General features: G+C 30.8%; 16 protein-coding genes and 1 pseudogene. 8 read left to right on the top strand and 9 right to left on the bottom strand.

What is annotated here, in order from left to right; translation table 11 throughout:
• Window positions 1–807: a YihY/virulence factor BrkB family protein gene (locus SR63_RS05820; RefSeq protein WP_002854134.1), complete on the top strand. Its 807-nt coding sequence runs from the start codon at window positions 1–3 to the stop codon at window positions 805–807.
• Here SR63_RS05820 and SR63_RS05815 read toward each other — a convergent pair.
• The 4 genes from SR63_RS05815 to SR63_RS05800 are packed head-to-tail and all read right to left on the bottom strand — an operon-like array spanning window position 751 to window position 4,676.
• Complete coding sequence (locus tag SR63_RS05815) at window positions 751–2,010, bottom strand: ComEC/Rec2 family competence protein (protein ID WP_002877089.1); 1,260 nt, start codon at window positions 2,008–2,010, stop codon at window positions 751–753. The two genes, SR63_RS05820 and SR63_RS05815, sit on opposite strands and share 57 nt — an antisense overlap.
• On the bottom strand, window positions 2,010–2,567 hold the full coding sequence (locus tag SR63_RS05810; RefSeq protein WP_002866215.1) for a DedA family protein: 558 nt from the start codon (window positions 2,565–2,567) through the stop codon (window positions 2,010–2,012). Before SR63_RS05810 ends, SR63_RS05815 begins: the two co-directional genes overlap by 1 nt.
• 8 nt (window positions 2,568–2,575) lie before the next feature.
• The gene (rny, locus tag SR63_RS05805) at window positions 2,576–4,129 is read right to left on the bottom strand and encodes a ribonuclease Y (protein WP_002853829.1); all 1,554 of its coding nucleotides are present in this window, start codon (window positions 4,127–4,129) and stop codon (window positions 2,576–2,578) included.
• Entirely contained in the window at window positions 4,050–4,676 is a 627-nt protein-coding gene (locus tag SR63_RS05800; RefSeq protein ID WP_002860439.1) for a 5-formyltetrahydrofolate cyclo-ligase, read from the bottom strand. The genes rny and SR63_RS05800 overlap by 80 nt, the downstream gene beginning before the upstream one ends.
• Window positions 4,677–4,758: 82 nt before the next feature.
• On the opposite strand from SR63_RS05800, the gene SR63_RS05795 reads away from it, so the two are divergent.
• The 5 genes from SR63_RS05795 to SR63_RS05775 all read left to right on the top strand — a co-directional run bounded on the left by SR63_RS05795 (window position 4,759) and on the right by SR63_RS05775 (window position 8,459).
• Entirely contained in the window at window positions 4,759–5,316 is a 558-nt protein-coding gene (locus SR63_RS05795) for a TlpA family protein disulfide reductase (RefSeq protein ID WP_002866214.1), read from the top strand.
• Window positions 5,316–6,182, top strand: coding sequence for a signal recognition particle-docking protein FtsY (gene ftsY / locus SR63_RS05790; RefSeq protein ID WP_002858085.1), 867 nt, complete (start codon window positions 5,316–5,318; stop codon window positions 6,180–6,182). Before SR63_RS05795 ends, ftsY begins: the two co-directional genes overlap by 1 nt.
• Window positions 6,182–7,522, top strand: a complete 1,341-nt coding sequence (gene radA / locus SR63_RS05785; protein ID WP_002854001.1) for a DNA repair protein RadA — start codon at window positions 6,182–6,184, stop codon at window positions 7,520–7,522. The genes ftsY and radA overlap by 1 nt, the downstream gene beginning before the upstream one ends.
• A gap of 68 nt (window positions 7,523–7,590) precedes the next feature.
• Window positions 7,591–8,271, top strand: coding sequence for a F0F1 ATP synthase subunit A (locus tag SR63_RS05780; protein WP_002858390.1), 681 nt, complete (start codon window positions 7,591–7,593; stop codon window positions 8,269–8,271).
• On the top strand, window positions 8,268–8,459 hold the full coding sequence (locus SR63_RS05775) for a membrane protein (RefSeq protein ID WP_002852856.1): 192 nt from the start codon (window positions 8,268–8,270) through the stop codon (window positions 8,457–8,459). Before SR63_RS05780 ends, SR63_RS05775 begins: the two co-directional genes overlap by 4 nt.
• A gap of 21 nt (window positions 8,460–8,480) precedes the next feature.
• Here the strand turns inward: SR63_RS05775 and metF are convergent, their stop codons facing one another.
• The 5 genes and pseudogenes from metF to luxS all read right to left on the bottom strand — a co-directional run bounded on the left by metF (window position 8,481) and on the right by luxS (window position 14,193).
• Window positions 8,481–9,329 carry a methylenetetrahydrofolate reductase [NAD(P)H] gene (gene metF / locus SR63_RS05770; protein ID WP_002859283.1) on the bottom strand — a complete coding sequence of 283 codons (849 nt, stop codon included), beginning with the start codon at window positions 9,327–9,329 and terminating at the stop codon, window positions 8,481–8,483.
• A 9-nt stretch (window positions 9,330–9,338) separates the two neighbouring features.
• Complete coding sequence (gene metE, locus SR63_RS05765; RefSeq protein WP_002877092.1) at window positions 9,339–11,603, bottom strand: 5-methyltetrahydropteroyltriglutamate--homocysteine S-methyltransferase; 2,265 nt, start codon at window positions 11,601–11,603, stop codon at window positions 9,339–9,341.
• A gap of 11 nt (window positions 11,604–11,614) precedes the next feature.
• Entirely contained in the window at window positions 11,615–12,385 is a 771-nt protein-coding gene (locus SR63_RS05760; RefSeq protein WP_002877094.1) for a MetQ/NlpA family ABC transporter substrate-binding protein, read from the bottom strand.
• A gap of 10 nt (window positions 12,386–12,395) precedes the next feature.
• Window positions 12,396–13,387, bottom strand: a pseudogene (locus SR63_RS05755) (isopenicillin N synthase family dioxygenase).
• 311 nt (window positions 13,388–13,698) lie between these two features.
• On the bottom strand, window positions 13,699–14,193 hold the full coding sequence (gene luxS, locus SR63_RS05750; RefSeq protein ID WP_002860433.1) for an S-ribosylhomocysteine lyase: 495 nt from the start codon (window positions 14,191–14,193) through the stop codon (window positions 13,699–13,701).
• A gap of 114 nt (window positions 14,194–14,307) precedes the next feature.
• Between luxS and gatB the strand changes: the two genes are divergently transcribed.
• Together gatB and SR63_RS05740 are read left to right on the top strand one after the other, a co-directional pair.
• Window positions 14,308–15,726 carry an Asp-tRNA(Asn)/Glu-tRNA(Gln) amidotransferase subunit GatB gene (gene gatB / locus SR63_RS05745; RefSeq protein ID WP_002868575.1) on the top strand — a complete coding sequence of 473 codons (1,419 nt, stop codon included), beginning with the start codon at window positions 14,308–14,310 and terminating at the stop codon, window positions 15,724–15,726.
• Window positions 15,723–16,619: an NAD(P)H-dependent glycerol-3-phosphate dehydrogenase gene (locus SR63_RS05740; protein ID WP_075888380.1), complete on the top strand. Its 897-nt coding sequence runs from the start codon at window positions 15,723–15,725 to the stop codon at window positions 16,617–16,619. The genes gatB and SR63_RS05740 overlap by 4 nt, the downstream gene beginning before the upstream one ends.
• Window positions 16,620–16,625: the final 6 nt, after the last annotated feature.

The following is a 16,625-nucleotide window of genomic DNA, read 5'->3' as shown; positions in this document are numbered from 1 at the left end:
GTGAAAAATTTTTTTACTATTTTGCTAAATTTGCGTGATAAGGAAATTTTAAATTATGCAGCAGCGCTTAGTTTTTATACTGTATTATCTTTAATACCTATTTTATTTGTATGTTTTTCTGTTTTTACGCAAATTTCTAGTTTTAAAGCTTATTATGAAAAAGCAAAGCAAGTAATTTTTGCTTTTTTAATACCAACGCAACAAGATGTTGTTGCTACCTACATCGATACTTTTTTAAAAAATAGTGTAAATTTGGGTATTGTAGGTCTTATTGCTATGGCATTTACTTCTTTAGCTTTTTTTTCAGGCTATGATTTTGTAATCAATCGTATTACTAAAAATGAACCTAAAGGACTTTGGCAAAGCATTAGTTCTTATTGGACTCTTTTAACTCTTGTTCCTTTGGGGCTTGGGCTTAGTTTTTATATTTCAGGTTTTATCCAACAAACTTTAGATGATTATAAAATAGGGTTTAATTTTTTTGAAATTTTACCCTTTGTAATTATTTGGGGTTTATTTTTTATATCTTATTCAAGTTCTGTTCATAAGGGAACTCTTAAAAGTTTAGCTTTAGTATCTTTTGGAGCGGGTGCTATTTGGTATATAGGAAAAAATTTATTTGTATATTATGTGGTATATAATAAAACATACGCTAGTGTTTATGGATCTTTTTCTACTATTTTATTCTTTTTTATTTGGATTTATATTTCTTGGATTATTTATCTTTTTGGGCTTAAACTCTATTATTTTCTAAATTACAATCATAATGAAGGGAATAAAATTCGCAAAAATACAAAGAAAAGCTAGATATTTAAATCGTACAGAGATTAAAGAAGCAATAAGATAACTTATAAAAATCCAAAATGGGATATAGATATTAGTTCCATAAATTTTAAATTTAAAAAATTCATCTAAGATAAAATTGAGCAAATCTCCATAGTTTATAAGATGCAAAAATAATACTAAAGGATAAAATATTACAAAAATTCCACTCAAAATAATACCTAAAATTTGTTGGTAGCTTATAAGTGGAAAAAAATAAAGCACAGGTAAAACCATAGCAAAAAAAGTCCAAATATTAAGCAAAATAATATTTATAAGATTATTAAATTTATTTGCAAAATGATGCATATATAAAAAAATATAAAAAACACCTAAAATAGAAAATAAAAATCCAATACTAAATAAAAGTCTAGGGTAAAGAGAAATGCACAATAAAATACTACAAAAAAGCGTAAAGAAATTAATAATTTTTATATTTTTGCACAATAGATAAAAAACCCAAAAAGCCATAATCAAGGAGCGCACAAAAGAAGGGATAAATCCTATTAAACAAGCATAAGCTAAAAGTAGTGTAAAAATTAAAATACTTAAATCTAAACGTAAATTTCTATAAGGAAAATATATTTTTTGGAAAAAACTATAAATTGGAGCTAAAATAAAGAAAATTAAACTAAAAAGCAAGCCTATGTGATAACCGCTAATTGCTATAAGGTGTGCTATGCCATAGTAATTTACATCGTTTCTAAGCTCTAAAGATATGGGCAGTGCAAAAAATAAAGCACCATAAAATTCTTTAATTTTTTCATTTGTATGTTGATTTAAGAAGTAAGATATAATGGGATTGTATTCTTTTTCTTTTAATTTTTCAAAATCATAAGAAGGTACATAAAAACTTTTGCTCAGATAGTCTTTAAAGTTAATATTATGGGTGATAATTCTAAGGCTTAAAAGTTGATTCTTGCTTAAATTTAAATCCTTAAAACTTGTAGTATAAAAAGTGAAGTTTTCAGTTTGTAACTTTAAAACCCAGTATTTTTTATTTTTTTTATTATATTTTGTATATTGGTGCGTTAATAGAGCGTTATTTATAAAGTAATGTTTTTGGTTTTTAAATTTTAAAAAATTATTATATTCTAAAAGGATATTAAAAATAAAAATAATAACAACAGATAAAAATAAATAATGAAATTCTTTAAAAGAGTAAAAAAAAGAATTCCATAGAGACATTATTTTTTAGAAAATTTACTTAAATAAAGCCAAATTATTCCAGCTAAAAATAATAAAAATAAAGGAGCGGCATAAGGATATAAACTCAGTTTATCAAAAATTGCTTCAATAACATACCCAAAAGTATAAGCAGCAAAACCTAGAACAATAGCCCATGCCAAACTAGCTAGAGTATTGATAATAAAAAATTTAATAAAATTATATTTTGCCATACCTGCAGCTATGGGAATGAAAGTTTTTAAACCATAAATAAATTTTTGAGTTACAAGTAAAATAATTCCGTGTTGTTTTGTTTTCATCATAGCAAGGGCTAGCTTGCGTCGGTGTTTTTTAAAATAAGGCATAATATCTTTTTTGTAATATTTTCCAAGTATAAAAAGCAAAGTTGAACCTATGGTATTAGCAATAAAAGCAAGAGCAATGCAAAAACTAAGATCCATTTTTCCTTGAGAACTTAAAACTCCTGCGGCTAAAATTCCAACCATTCCGCCCCCTAAAGAGTAAAAGAATAAAACAATATAACCATATTTTATTAAAGTATCAATCATATCTTGCATAATAAACCTTATTTAGCGTATTCTACAGCTCTAAGTTCACGTATAACATTGACTTTAATTTCACCAGGATATTGCATTTTTTCTTGAATTTCAGCTGCTATTTCCTTAGCCAAAAGTACACTTTCATCATCATTAACAAGCTGAGCATTGGCTATGACGCGAATTTCTCTTCCGGCATTGATTGCATAGGCATTTTTAATTCCTTCTTTACTTTTAGCGATATCTTCTAGCTCACTGACTCTTTTTAAGAAAGCTTCTAATACTTCTCTTCTAGCTCCAGGTCGTGCAGCACTTAAAGTATCTGCTGCACAAACAGCTGCTGATTCTATGCTTGTAGCTTCTTCGTGTCCATGATGTGCGTAAATAGCATTGATTACTACAGGATGCTCTTTATAGCGTTTGCAAAGTTCTGCACCTAAATCCACATGAGATCCTTCAAAATCGTGGGTTAATGCTTTTCCTATATCATGTAAAATTCCCGCACGACGTGCTAAATTCTCATCCCCACCACACTCAGCAGCAATGATTCCTGCAAGGTGAGCCACTTCCAAAGAATGTGCTAAAGCGTTTTGTCCATAGCTTGCTCGGTATTTGAGTTTTCCTATGAGTTTTACAATTTCAGGGTGTATTTTATTTAAACCTAGATCCATAACTATGGTTTCGCCTTCTTCTAGAATAGCACTATCAAATTCTTTACACACTTTTTCGTGAATTTCTTCTATGCGCGCGGGTTGAATTCTGCCATCTTCAACTAAAAGTTCTATAACTTTTGTAGCAATAGCACGGCGATAAAGATTAAAACAACTTACTATAATAGCACCTGGTGTATCATCGATGATAATATCAACACCTAAAACCATTTCTAAGGTTTTAACATTGCGCCCTTCTTTACCAATGATACGTCCTTTAAGTTCATCGTTTTTAATGTTAATAACATTGATAAGTCTTTCAGCTGCAAATTCACCTGCAAAACGAGAAGTAGCTTGAGCAATGATGAAGTTAGCTTTTCTTTTGGCTTCATTTTTTGCTTCTTCTTCATATTTTCTTACTATATGTGCAATTTGCTCGCGAGAATTTTCTTCTACTTTTTTAAGAATGATTTCTTTGGCTTCATTTTGCGTAAGTCCTGTAGAATGTTCTAAAATTTTTAAAACATCGTCAAGTTTTTCTTGATATTTATTTTTTAATTTATCAACATCAGATTGTAAGTCTTGAATGTGTTTTTGTGACTTGCAAAGGTATTCTTTATCTTCTTTTAGTTTTTCTTCTTCTTGCTGAAGTTTTTGTTCTTTTTTAGAAAGATCATCAAATTTTTGATTAAAATCTTTTTGAATTTTGTGAGTTTTTTCTTCGTATTTTTTTTTAACTTCTAATTCTGCATTAAGAATTGAATTTTTTGCATCTTTTAAAATAAGCTCCGCTTCGTATTCTATAGCTTTGGCTTTGGCTTTAGCTTGTTCTACGAAAATTTCATATTTGGCATCATTGATTTTTTTTGCAACTAAATATCCTATACCGAGTCCGACTATAGCGGCTATAAGTGCGATAAGTGATTCTATCATTTTTTCTTTCTTTCTTGTAATATTTTTTATAAGGGTTTATGTATAATTTTCCTGAAATATCATGCTTTTGTGTTAGATTATTTTGACTTAAAGCATCTATACTTTGGACAAATATTATATGAGGTTTGTAATTTAAATTTTCAAAAAATCTATCATAAAAACCTTGCCCATGTCCTATTCTTTTTAAATTTTTATCGACGCCAATTACAGGCACAATAGCTAAATCAATTTTTGCTTTAAAAAAAGAATCTATAGGCTCTAAAACCCCAAACCTTTTTTTAATAAAAGGCAATCTTAATTTTACAATTTTTAAACTTTTATCTTGCATAAATGGAACAAAAAGTTTGTAATTTTTATTAAGAATATGGCGAAATTTTATTAAGTTTGGTTCATAATGCAAAGGAATAAAAATTAAAATATTTTTAGCTTTAAATAGTTTTATTATTTTAAGACATTCTTTAAATATTTTATAATCTTGTTTGAAATTTAGTTTTGAATGTTTGAAAAGGCGTATTTTTTGCAATGCCCTAAAATCTGTTTTTTCCATTAATATGCCTTTAAAAAAATATTATCTTATGTATGTTATAATTTTAGCATTTTTATAAAGAAGAATAAAGGATTGATAAATAATGAAGATTAAAAAAATACTTTTACTAGTGGCAATATCTTGTTTGTTTGTTGCTTGTGGCAATGATAAAGAAAAGCAGCAAAATGATGTAAATTTAAGTACCGAGGCAAGTATCAATCAAAGTGATGATATGAATTTTAAACTTAATTTGATTGATGGAGGATCAATTTCAGTTAAAAAAGAAAATGCCGTTTTAAATTTCAACGATGAAGATAAGGCAACTTTGTTTGTATTTTTTACTACTTGGTGTACCCCTTGCATTGCTGAAATCCCTCATCTTAATAAATTACAAGAAAAGTATAATAATGATTTTAACATAGTTGGAGTTTTATTAGAAGATAAATCTAACGATGAGATTCAAAAATTTATAGAACAGCATAAAATATCTTATAAAGTCGCTAATGGTGAAAATAACTATCTTTTAGCTAAAGCTTTAGGCGGGGTAAATGGAATTCCTACTATGTTTCTTTACAACAAGCATTCTAAATTGATTAATCAGTATTTAGGGCTTATTCCTGAAGAAATGCTAGAAATCGATATACAAAAGGCTATACTTTAATGTTTAATTTTTTTAAAAAAGGACTTGCAAAAACTCTTGAAAATATTGTTGGAGTTAAAGGAGAGAACAAAAAAATAACCAAAGATTTGCTTGAAGAAATTTTGCTTGAAGCAGATGTAAGTTATGAAATAGTTGAAGAGATAATTTATTATTTACCACCTCAAAATGAAGTAAAAAAAGAAGATTTAAAGCGTGTTATGGGTTCTTATTTTCTTTATGAAAAAAAAGAAACCAATCAAGAAAAACCTTTTGTAGAGCTTATTTTAGGAGTAAATGGAGCAGGAAAAACAACAAGTATTGCCAAGCTTGCTTATTTATACAAAAACCAAAATCAAAAAGTGATTTTAGGGGCGTGTGATACTTTTAGAGCAGGTGCGATTGAGCAATTAAAACTTTGGGCGCAAAAAGTGGATGTAGATATAGTTTTAACTGCACAAGGGCATGATCCTTCAGCGGTTGCTTTTGATACCATTTCTAAAGCAAAAGCAAAGGATTTTGATAGAGTTATTATCGATACAGCAGGGCGTTTGCAAAATCAAAAAAATTTAGCTCATGAGCTTGAAAAAATTGTAAGAATTTCAAACAAAGCTTTAGAAGGCGCACCCCATAGAAAAATTTTAGTTTTAGATGGAACACAGGGAAATGCTGGAATTTTACAAGCTAAAGCTTTTAATGAGCTTGTAAAACTTGATGGTGTGATTATTACAAAGCTTGATGGGACAGCTAAAGGGGGTGCACTTTTTAGTATAGCAAGAGAGCTTGAGCTTCCTATTTTTTATGTAGGCGTGGGTGAGCAAATGACGGATTTACAAGAATTTAATGCAAGTGCTTACTTAGATACTTTATTAGATCCTATTTTTGAATAATGGCAAAAAATAAAGCACTTTTTGAATGTCAAGCTTGTGGAAATCAACAAAGCAAATGGCTTGGAAAATGTCCTGATTGTGGAGCTTGGGATAGTTTTGTAGAATTAAAAGCTGAGCAAATTAAAGTTTTAAAAGAGCTTGCGCAAGTTAGTATGAAAACAAGTGAGGCTGTTTGTATTGAAGATGTGGAGTTAGAACATTTTACAAGATACAGCACAGATGATAATGAGCTTGATTTGGTTTTAGGCGGAGGGCTTGTTGAAGGTTCTTTAGTGCTTATAGGCGGAAGTCCAGGTGTGGGAAAATCTACACTTTTGTTAAAAATTGCTTCAAATTTAGCTAAACAGGGTAAAAAAGTGCTTTATGTCAGTGGCGAAGAAAGTAAAGCTCAGATTAAATTAAGAGCTGATCGTCTTGAGGCTAATACTCCGAATTTATTTTTACTTACTGAACTTTGCCTTGAAAATATTTTAGAAGAATTGCACAAAAAAGATTATAGCATTCTTATCATTGATTCTATACAAACTTTATATTCAAATAAAATTACTTCAGCAGCAGGAAGCATCACTCAAGTGCGTGAGATTACTTTTGAACTTATGCGTGTGAGTAAGGCTTATAATATCAGTACTTTTATCATAGGGCATATTACTAAAGAAGGTGCTATAGCAGGGCCTAGGGTTCTTGAGCATATGGTAGATGTGGTGCTTTATTTTGAAGGAGATGCCACTAAAGAAATCAGACTTTTAAGAGGCTTTAAAAATCGTTTTGGTGGAACGAATGAAGTAGGTATTTTTGAGATGACTGCTAAGGGTTTGATCAGTGCAAAAGATTTGGCAAATCGTTTTTTTACTCGTGGAAAGGCTATTTCAGGAAGTGCTTTAGGTGTTGTGATGGAAGGATCTCGTGCCTTGGTTTTAGAAGTTCAAGCTTTAGTGTGCGAAAGTTCTTATCCAAAACGCAGCGCTACAGGATATGAAAAAAATCGCTTAGATATGCTTTTGGCTTTGCTTGAAAGAAAACTTGAAATTCCTTTAGGGCATTATGATGTATTTGTAAATATTAGCGGCGGAGTAAAAGTAAGTGAAACTGCTGCGGATTTGGCTGTGGTTGCTGCGATTATTTCAAGTTTTAAAAATCGCCCTTTGAGCAAAGATAGTATTTTTATAGGGGAGCTTAGTTTAAATGGAGAAATTAGAGAGGTTTTTAGCCTTGATACGCGTTTAAAAGAAGCTAAAATGCAAAAATTTAAAAATGCCATTGTTCCTTCTAAGCCTTTGGAAGATATAGGGCTTAAGTGTTTTGTTGCTAAAGAACTTTCGCAAGTTTTAGAATGGATGTAAATTTTCATTAAAATATAAGTAAGATTTTGCTAGAATTCCGAGTTTAGAATAAAATTTTTGAGGAAACCATGAAAGATTTATTTTTATTTAGCTCTTTGCTTGATGCAAGTCATACTTTTTCTTATTTTTTTCACATAGGTTTGGTAGCTTTAATTGCTGTTATAGTGGCTATGATGGCTACTCGTTCTATGCAACTTGTTCCACGCGGTATGCAAAATTTAGGTGAGGCTTTTTTAGAGGGAGTTTTATCTATGGGTAGAGATACCATGGGAAGTGAAAAAGGTGCAAGAAAATATCTTCCTTTGGTTGCAACTTTGGGGATTATAGTGTTTTTTAGTAATATTATAGGTATAATACCTGGTTTTCACGCTCCAACTGCAAGTTTAAATTTGACTTTGTCCTTGGCTATTATAGTTTTTGTATATTATCATTTTGAGGGTATTAGGGCACAAGGTTTTGTAAAGTATTTTGCTCATTTCATGGGACCTATTAAACTTTTAGCTCCTTTGATGTTTCCTATAGAGATAGTCTCTCATCTTTCTCGTGTGGTTTCTTTGTCCTTCCGTTTGTTTGGAAATATTAAAGGCGACGATTTATTTTTAATGGTAATTTTAGCTTTAGTTCCTTACATAGCTCCACTTCCTGCTTATGTGCTTTTAACTTTTATGGCATTTTTACAAGCTTTTATTTTTATGATTTTAACTTATGTATATTTAGCGGGTGCAACTGTTGTTGAGGAAGGTCATTGATCTATATTTTAGAATTTTTCAAAGGTGCATCTTTAGCTTTAATGCTTTTTGGTGCACTTTTCTTCTTTTTTAAATATAATTCTTTTTTCTATCTTTGCTTGGGTATTATACCAGGTTTGCTTTTATCTTTAATTTTTGTTTTACTTATAGAAAACCATAAGCTAAAAAATGAAAATAAGTTAAGATAAAAGCAAAAAATAGTTTATTTTCTAAGCATGAAGCTCTTCTTTAAGCAAATGCTTTACAGCTTCATAAATTTTAATAGCCGCTTTGGATTTATTCATAGTATAAAGATGAATTCCATCTACGCCACTTGTGATTAAATCGACAATTTGATCGCAAGCATAAGCGATACCTGCATCTTCTAAAGCCAAAGCATTATTTTCATATTTTTCTAAAATTTTAACAAATTTAGGAGGGATTTTAGCTCCGCAAAGTTGAGAAATTTTTAAAACCTGTCTTTTGTTAGTAATAGGCATAATACCTGCGTAAATAGGTATGTCAATACCTGCTAAAGCACAATTTTGTTTAAAAGTATAAAAATCTTCATTATCGTAAAAAAGTTGAGTAATGAGCTTGTCTGTTCCTGCATTTACCTTAGTTTTAAGATGGTGTATATCCTCGATGAAATTTTTAGATTCATTATGTTTTTCAGGATAGCATGCGGCATAAATTTCAAAGTATTCTTGTTTTTTTATAAAAGAAATTAAATCACTAGCATAAGAAAAATCTTTACTTTTTTCTAAATTTTCACATATATCGCCTCTTAGAGCAAGAATTTGATTAAGATTTTTTTCTTTGCATTTTTGAAGTATCTGAGTGATTTTTTCTTTACTAGAATGGATGCAAGGTAAATGCACTATGCTAGGAATTTGATATTCTTCCTGGATTAAGCTTGCAACTTCTAAAGTATTTTGTGAGTTAATAGAGCCTCCAGCTCCAAAGGTTACGCTGATAAAATTAGGGCTTAATTGCCCTAAATCATCTAAGATAGCATGAAGATTTTTGATATTTTCATCCTTTCTTGGTGGAAAAACTTCAAAAGAAAAACTACACATGAAAACTCCTTATAATTGTTCTCGTATTTTTTGCGTAGCCGTAACTAAATTTTTAAGAGAGGCTATAACTTCTTCATAGGCTCTTGTTTTAAGTCCGCAGTCTGGATTGATCCAAATTTGCTCCTTAGGTAATTTGTTTAAAATTTTTTCTATAGTTAAACTTAATTCTTCTACGCTTGGAACTCTAGGGCTATGTATATCATAAACTCCTGGTCCCACCTCAGTTTTAAAACGAATAGCTTTTAGGGTATCTAAAAGACTTAAGTTTGATCTTGAAGCTTCAAAAGAAATCACATCAGCATCCATAGCGTCAATTTCTTTTAAGATATCACTAAATTCACTATAACACATATGAGTGTGAATTTGAGTTTTAGCTTTTACCCCGCTATGCACAAGATTAAAAGCAGGAATAGCCCAATCTAAATACTCACTATGCCAATCACTTTTTCTTAAAGGCAGTTTTTCACGCAAAGCCGCTTCATCAATTTGTATGATTTTTATACCTGCATTTTCAAGATCTAATACTTCATCTCTTATAGCTAAGGCAATTTGCTCAGTGCTTTCTTTTAGACTGATGTCTTCTCTTGGAAAGGACCAATTAAGTATGGTTACAGGTCCAGTTAGCATACCTTTTACGATTTTTTGACTTAAACTTTGTGCAAATTTAGACCAAGCTAAGGTGATAGGCTTTGTGCGTGATACATCACCCCAAATTACAGGAGGCTTAACGCACCTTGTGCCATAGCTTTGAACCCAGCCATTTTGAGTAAATAAAAAGCCCTTTAAATTCTCTCCAAAATACTCCACCATATCATTTCTTTCAAATTCTCCATGCACTAAAACATCAAGTCCTATTTCTTCTTGAATTTGTATGCATTCTTTGATTTTTTGTTGGTTAAATTCAGTGTAGTTTTGAGCTGAAATTTTTTCTTGCTTAAAGGCAAGGCGATTAGATCTTACATCGGCACTTTGAGGAAAGGAACCTATGGTTGTGGTTGGTAAAAGAGGGAGTTTTAAAAATTCTTTTTGGATTAAGGCACGTTCTTTAAAACTAGGCGTTCTGGTAAAATCTTCTTTTTTTAAAGCCTTAAGCCTTGCTTTGACTTTTTCATCTAAACGCTCTGGGATATTTTTAAAAAGCTCTTGATTGGCTCTAAAGAGCGGATTTTCTTCGCTAGAATTTAGAATTTCTTTTAAATCTTTAAGTTCTTGAAGTTTTTCTTTAGCAAAGGCAAAAAGTTTAAGATAGCTTGAATCTAATTTGCTTTCAAATTCAGTGCTATAAGGCACATGCAAAAGCGAACAAGAGGTGTTTAAGACGATATTTTGTGTATATTTTTGAAGTTCTTTAATAAGCTTTAGGCTTTTAGCATAATCATTAGCATAGATATTTTTGCCGTTAATAAGACCTGCAAAAAGGATTTTATCTTTAGCAAAGCCGTATTTTTGAATCAAGGCTAAGCTTTGTTTACCTTCGATAAAATCAAGACCCAAAGCATCAAATTTGCTTTCTAAAAGTTTAGGATAAATATCTCTTAAGTCTCCAAAATAGCTTTGAAGTAAAATTTTAAGATCTTTTTTGTGATTTAAAAGCTCTTGGTAAAATTCTTCAAACAAAGCGATATCTTCCTTGCTTAAATCATAAACCAAATAAGGCTCATCAAGTTCAAGCCATGTTACTTTAAGTTCATTTAGTTTATCAAAAAGCTCTATGTAAGCGTTTAAAAGCTTTTCTTTGGCGAGTTTTTGAGTTTTTTCATCTTTAAAGGCAATGAGTTTAAAAAGTGTGAAAATGCCTATTAAAACAGGCTTGCTTTCTATGCCAAGCTCTTTAGCTTCGAGATATTCTTTAAAAATTTTATCCCCTGTTAAAGCTATAATATCAGCATTATCGCACTCAGGCACCAAATAATGATAATTTGTATTGAACCATTTTTTCATTGCTAAGGCTGTAACATCTCCATTTTCTCCTTGATAACCTCGACTTTGAGCAAAGTATTCATCTAAAGCATCTAAATTTAAATTTTTATACTTTGTATGAACAATGTTAAAAAGCACAGCTGCATCTAAGACATTATCATAAAGTGAAAAATCATTACTAGGGATAAAATCAATGCCAGCTTTTTGAATTTCTTGCCAGTGTCTAATCCTTAAATCCTTAGCACTCTTTAAAAGCTCCTCTTTAGAACTTTGGTTTTTAAAGTATTTTTCAATAGCAAATTTTAATTCTCTATTTGCACCTATTCTTGGGTAAGAAATGATTGAATTTTTCATATTTGTTCTCCTTAAAATGTAGGGATTAAAGCACCCTGATATTTTTCTTCTATAAATTTTTTAACTTCATCGCTTTGCAAGGCCTTTACTAGGGCTTTGATTTTAGGAAGGTTTTCATTACCTTCTTTAACGGCGATGATATTGCCATATTCACTATATTTACTTTCTGTATAAAGCCCATCTTTTACAGGGTTTAAACCTGCTAAAATAGCAAAATTGCTATTAATAAGAGAATAATCTACATCATCTAAACTCCTTGTAAGTTGAGCGTCTTTTAACTCTACAAATTTAAGCTTCTTAGGATTTTTAGTGATATCTAAAGGAGTGATGAGCTCATTATCCTTAACTTCTATAAGTCCTTTGCTTGCTACAATGCGTAAAGCACGACTTTCATTTGTAGGATTATTGGGTATAGAAATGCTTTGTCCTTCCTCGGGGTTAAATTTTTTATGTTTTTTAGAATACACTGCCATAGGTTCTATATGGATACTAGCAACTTTTACAAGATGAGTGCCTTGTCTTTGATTGAATTCTTTTAAATAAGGCTCATGCTGAAAATAATTAGCATCTAACTCACCATTTTCAACCATTACATTAGGGATTACCCCATCATTGAATTCATAAATTTTTAAATCATAACCTTGTTTTTGAAGCGCTGATTTTATAAATCTTAAAATATCTGCATGAGGTGTTATAGAAGAGCCAACTTTAAGTTCTTCATTTGCCCATGCAAAACTGGTAAAAAGAGTAGCGACGCAAAAAGCTTTAGTAAATAAAGTCATTTTTTCTCCTTTACGCAAATTTAAATTTTTCTATCAAGTCACTATGATAAATACTTGCCACATCAGGATGAGAGCGTATCATTCTTTTAAAATAATTACTTGCAACATTTCTTAAAAGTGGATTTTAGGATCAGTATCCATACCTTTACTTTCTTTAGCAAGCTCTGGATTTAACTTAAAAATAGGTATATCCTTATCAAGCTGCACTCCAAGAAAATAAGCTATGCTAAAGCGTTCTTTTGGGCTTAAATTCACGCGGTGAATAGTAGCTTTTAAATAGCCATTGGTAGCTAGTTCTAAAAATTCTCCTATATTAACTACAACGCTATTTTCAAGTGGGGGTATACTAAGCCATTTACCATCTATAAAAGCCTCAAGTCCGCTTTGTTTTTCTTGAAAAACAAAAGTGATAAGCCCACCATCTTTATGTGAACCTACGCCTTGAGTGATATTTTTTGAGCTTTTTGGATAATGTATGATTTTACAATGTTCGTAAGAATTTTCTCCATAAAGTTTATCAAAAGCATTGTTAGGTAGATCAAGAGCTTGAGCGAAGGCTTTTAAAAGCTTTAAACAAGCTTTTTTGGTTTGTTTGTGCCAAGTTAAGAAAGTTTTTTTAAGTTCTGGAATTTCACTAGGCCAAAGATTAGGACCTTCTAGTCTTTGCCATAAGGGTGAGTTTAAATTCCAGTTTAAAGCATCTCTTTCTGTGCCTATATCCAGTTGTTCTCTATAATCCTTAGATCCTGCTGTGTATTCAAAACCTTCGCTAGTATAACCTCTAAATTGAGGAGAATGTACCATAGAAATAAGCTCTTTCGAACTTCTAGAAAGATTAAAAAATTCTTTGCCAAGTTTGAATAATTTCTCGTTTAAATTTTTATCTATACTGGTATTGATAAGATAAAAAAAACCTATTTTAGAAGCAATTTCTCTTAAATTTTTAAGAAAAGTGCTTTTATCTTTTTCATAAGCTTGTAAATCAAGTATAGGTAAGTTCATTTTTGCTCCTTAAATTAAAATTAAGGATAAGAAGATATTTTGAATTAAATTTTATTTAGAGAAATTTTTGTAAGTTAAGATTTTAAATGAGTATTTTGAAAAAATAAACTTTTTTGACTTTCTTACACATTATATCTCCTTATCCACTTTTTGGACCTTTGGAAACATAATGTTAAGCCAAAGGACGCACTAGATACTACACATCTCGCACATCAGTTTCATTTTTTCTCCTTTTAAAATAATAAAATTTCAAAATCATATATAAAAATATATTAATTAAAGCTTAATCGTCTAAAAAATAAAGATTCTTTTTAAGCATTCTCGAGTTTTAATTCTTTGTTATTCATTATGCTAATACCTAGATTTAAAACCTTTTGGGCAATTTGTTTGGCTTCATCTAAAGAATGCATTGCGCAAGTTCCGCATTGATAGATATTAAGTTCAGGAATTTTGCTTTGATCGCTTACGCTTAAAACATCTTTCATAGCTTCTTCCCAAGCTTTTGCAACACTTTTTTCATCTGGTGTTCCAATTAAACTCATATAAAAACCCGTGCGACAACCCATAGGTGAAATATCAATAATTTCAACTGAATTTGAATTAAGATGATCTCTCATAAATCCTGCAAATAAATGTTCTAAGGTATGTGTACCTTTTTCGCTCATAATGTCTTTATTTGGTATACAAAAACGCAAATCAAACACGCTAATATCATCACCCTTAGGTGTTTTCATAACTTTAGCTAAACGCACAGCAGGAGCTGGCATTTTAGTATGGTCAACTTTAAAGCTGTCTAATAATGGCATTTTAACTCCTTAAATATAAATTGTCTAAGAATTATAGCATTTAAAGTTAATATTTAAAGCCTTTCTAAAAGAAAAAAAGATAAAATAAAACATTTAAAAATTCAAGGAAATTTTATGTTTGAAGTAGTTATAGGTCTTGAAGTTCATACTCAGTTAAATACAAAAACAAAAATCTTTTGCTCATGTGCAACTTCTTTTGGAGAAGCTCCAAATACCAATGTTTGTCCCACTTGTTTGGCCTTACCAGGAGCTTTGCCTGTTTTAAATGAAGAGGCTGTAAAAAAAGCTATAGCTTTTGGAAAAGCTGTCAATGCAACAATTAATAAAAAAAGTGTTTTTAATCGTAAGAATTATTTTTATCCAGATTTACCTAAAGCCTATCAAATTTCACAATTTGATATCCCTATAGTAGAAAAAGGTGAGCTTTTTATCAATGTAAAGGGTGAAAATAAACGCATAGGTATTACAAGAGCACACTTAGAAGAAGATGCAGGTAAAAATATCCATGAAAATAATTTTTCTAAAGTGGATTTAAATCGTGCAGGAACTCCTTTGCTTGAGATTGTCAGTGAGCCTGAGCTTAGAAGTAGCGATGAGGCGGTGGCTTATCTTAAAAAACTTCATTCTATTATACGCTTTTTAGATATTTCAGATGCAAATATGCAAGAAGGAAGTTTTAGATGCGATGCAAATGTTAGTATAAGGCCTAAGGGCGATACAAAACTTTATACTAGAGTAGAGATTAAAAATCTTAATTCTTTTCGTTTTATCCAAAAAGCCATAGAATATGAGGTAAAAAGACAAAGTGAGGCTTGGGAAGATGGAACTTACGAACAAGAAGTAGTTCAAGAAACCAGACTTTTTGATACAACAAATTTAGTTACAAGAAGTATGCGTGGCAAAGAAGAAGCGGCTGAATATCGTTATTTTCCAGACCCTGACTTGCTTCCTGTTTTGTTAAAAGATGAGTTTTTGGATATTAAAATTCCTGAACTTCCTGATGAGAAGAAAGCACGCTTTATAGACGAGCTTGGTATAAAAGAAAGTGATGCCGAGGTTTTAATCAGTTCTTTAGAAATGAGTCGTTTTTTTGAAAGTCTTATTTCTCAAAATTTAAATTCTAAGCTTTGCGTAAATTGGTTAAATACTGAACTTATGGGACTTTTAAAAGGAGAATTGACTATAGAAAATTCTCCCGTAGATGCTCAAAAGCTTGGAGTTTTAATTAAACGCATAGAAGATGGCACCATCAGTGCAAAAGCGGCTAAAGATGTCTTAGCTTTTGTATTTGAAAATACTAGCGTGGAAATTGATGAAGCTATAGAAAAGCTAGGACTTAAGCAAGTAAGTGATGATTCAGCCATAGAAGCGGTGATTGAACAAATTTTAAATGCAAATGCCGATAAGGTTGCAGAGTATAAAAGTGGTAAAGACAAGCTTTTTGGATTTTTTGTGGGTCAAACAATGAAAGAAGGCAAAGGAGCTTTTAATCCTGCAAAAGTAAATGAAATTTTAAAAACAAAGCTTGGTTGATGCGTATAGCGGTTATTGGTGCGGGAAAATGGGGCAGTGCTTTACATCTAGCCTTAAAAGAAAATCACAATTGTTTTATTAGTTCTTTGCATCAGCGTGATTTAGAAGATTTTGTTAGCATAAAAGAAGCTTTAGAATGTGAATATCTTGTTTTTGCTTTAAGTTCTCAAGGGATGCGTGCTTGGCTTAAAGAAAATTTCATCAACAAGGGACAAAAAATTTTAATTGCTTCAAAAGGCATAGAAGATCAAAGTTGTCAATTTTTAGATGAAATTTTTTTAGATTTTGTACCAAAAGAAAATTTTTGTGTTTTAAGCGGTCCTTCTTTTGCTGCTGAAGTAATGCAAAAACTTCCTACTGCTTTGATGATTAGCGGGATAAATCAAGAGCTTTGTAAAAAATTTGCAAGTTTTTTCCCTGATTTTATTAAAACTTATATTGATAATGATGTTCGTGGTGCTGAAATTTGTGGTGCTTATAAGAATGTTTTAGCAATTGCAAGTGGGATTAGTGATGGGTTAAAACTTGGCAATAATGCAAGAGCGGCACTGATTTCAAGAGGGCTTATAGAAATGCATCGTTTTGGTAAATTTTTTGGTGCTAAAGAAGAAACTTTTTTAGGGTTAAGTGGGGCAGGGGATTTGTTTTTAACTGCAACGAGTGTTTTATCAAGAAATTATAGAGTAGGTTTAAAACTGGCGCAAAATCAAAAATTAGATAGTATTTTAGTCGAACTTAATGAAGTAGCAGAAGGTGTAAAAACTGCTTATGCTATAGAAAAACTAGCAAAAATGAAAGGAATTTATACACCTATTGTAAATGAAGTAGTGGCAATTTTTAAGGGTAAAAGCGTGCAAGAAGCAACGCAGAGTTTATTAAAGCAAAATGATTAAGGAAAA

The organism is Campylobacter sp. 2014D-0259 (genome assembly GCF_008000505.1).
GTDB classification, from domain to species: Bacteria; Campylobacterota; Campylobacteria; order Campylobacterales; family Campylobacteraceae; genus Campylobacter_D; species Campylobacter_D jejuni.
The sequence above is the reverse complement of the archived record's forward strand: the minus strand, read 5'-3'. Positions and strand labels throughout refer to the sequence as shown.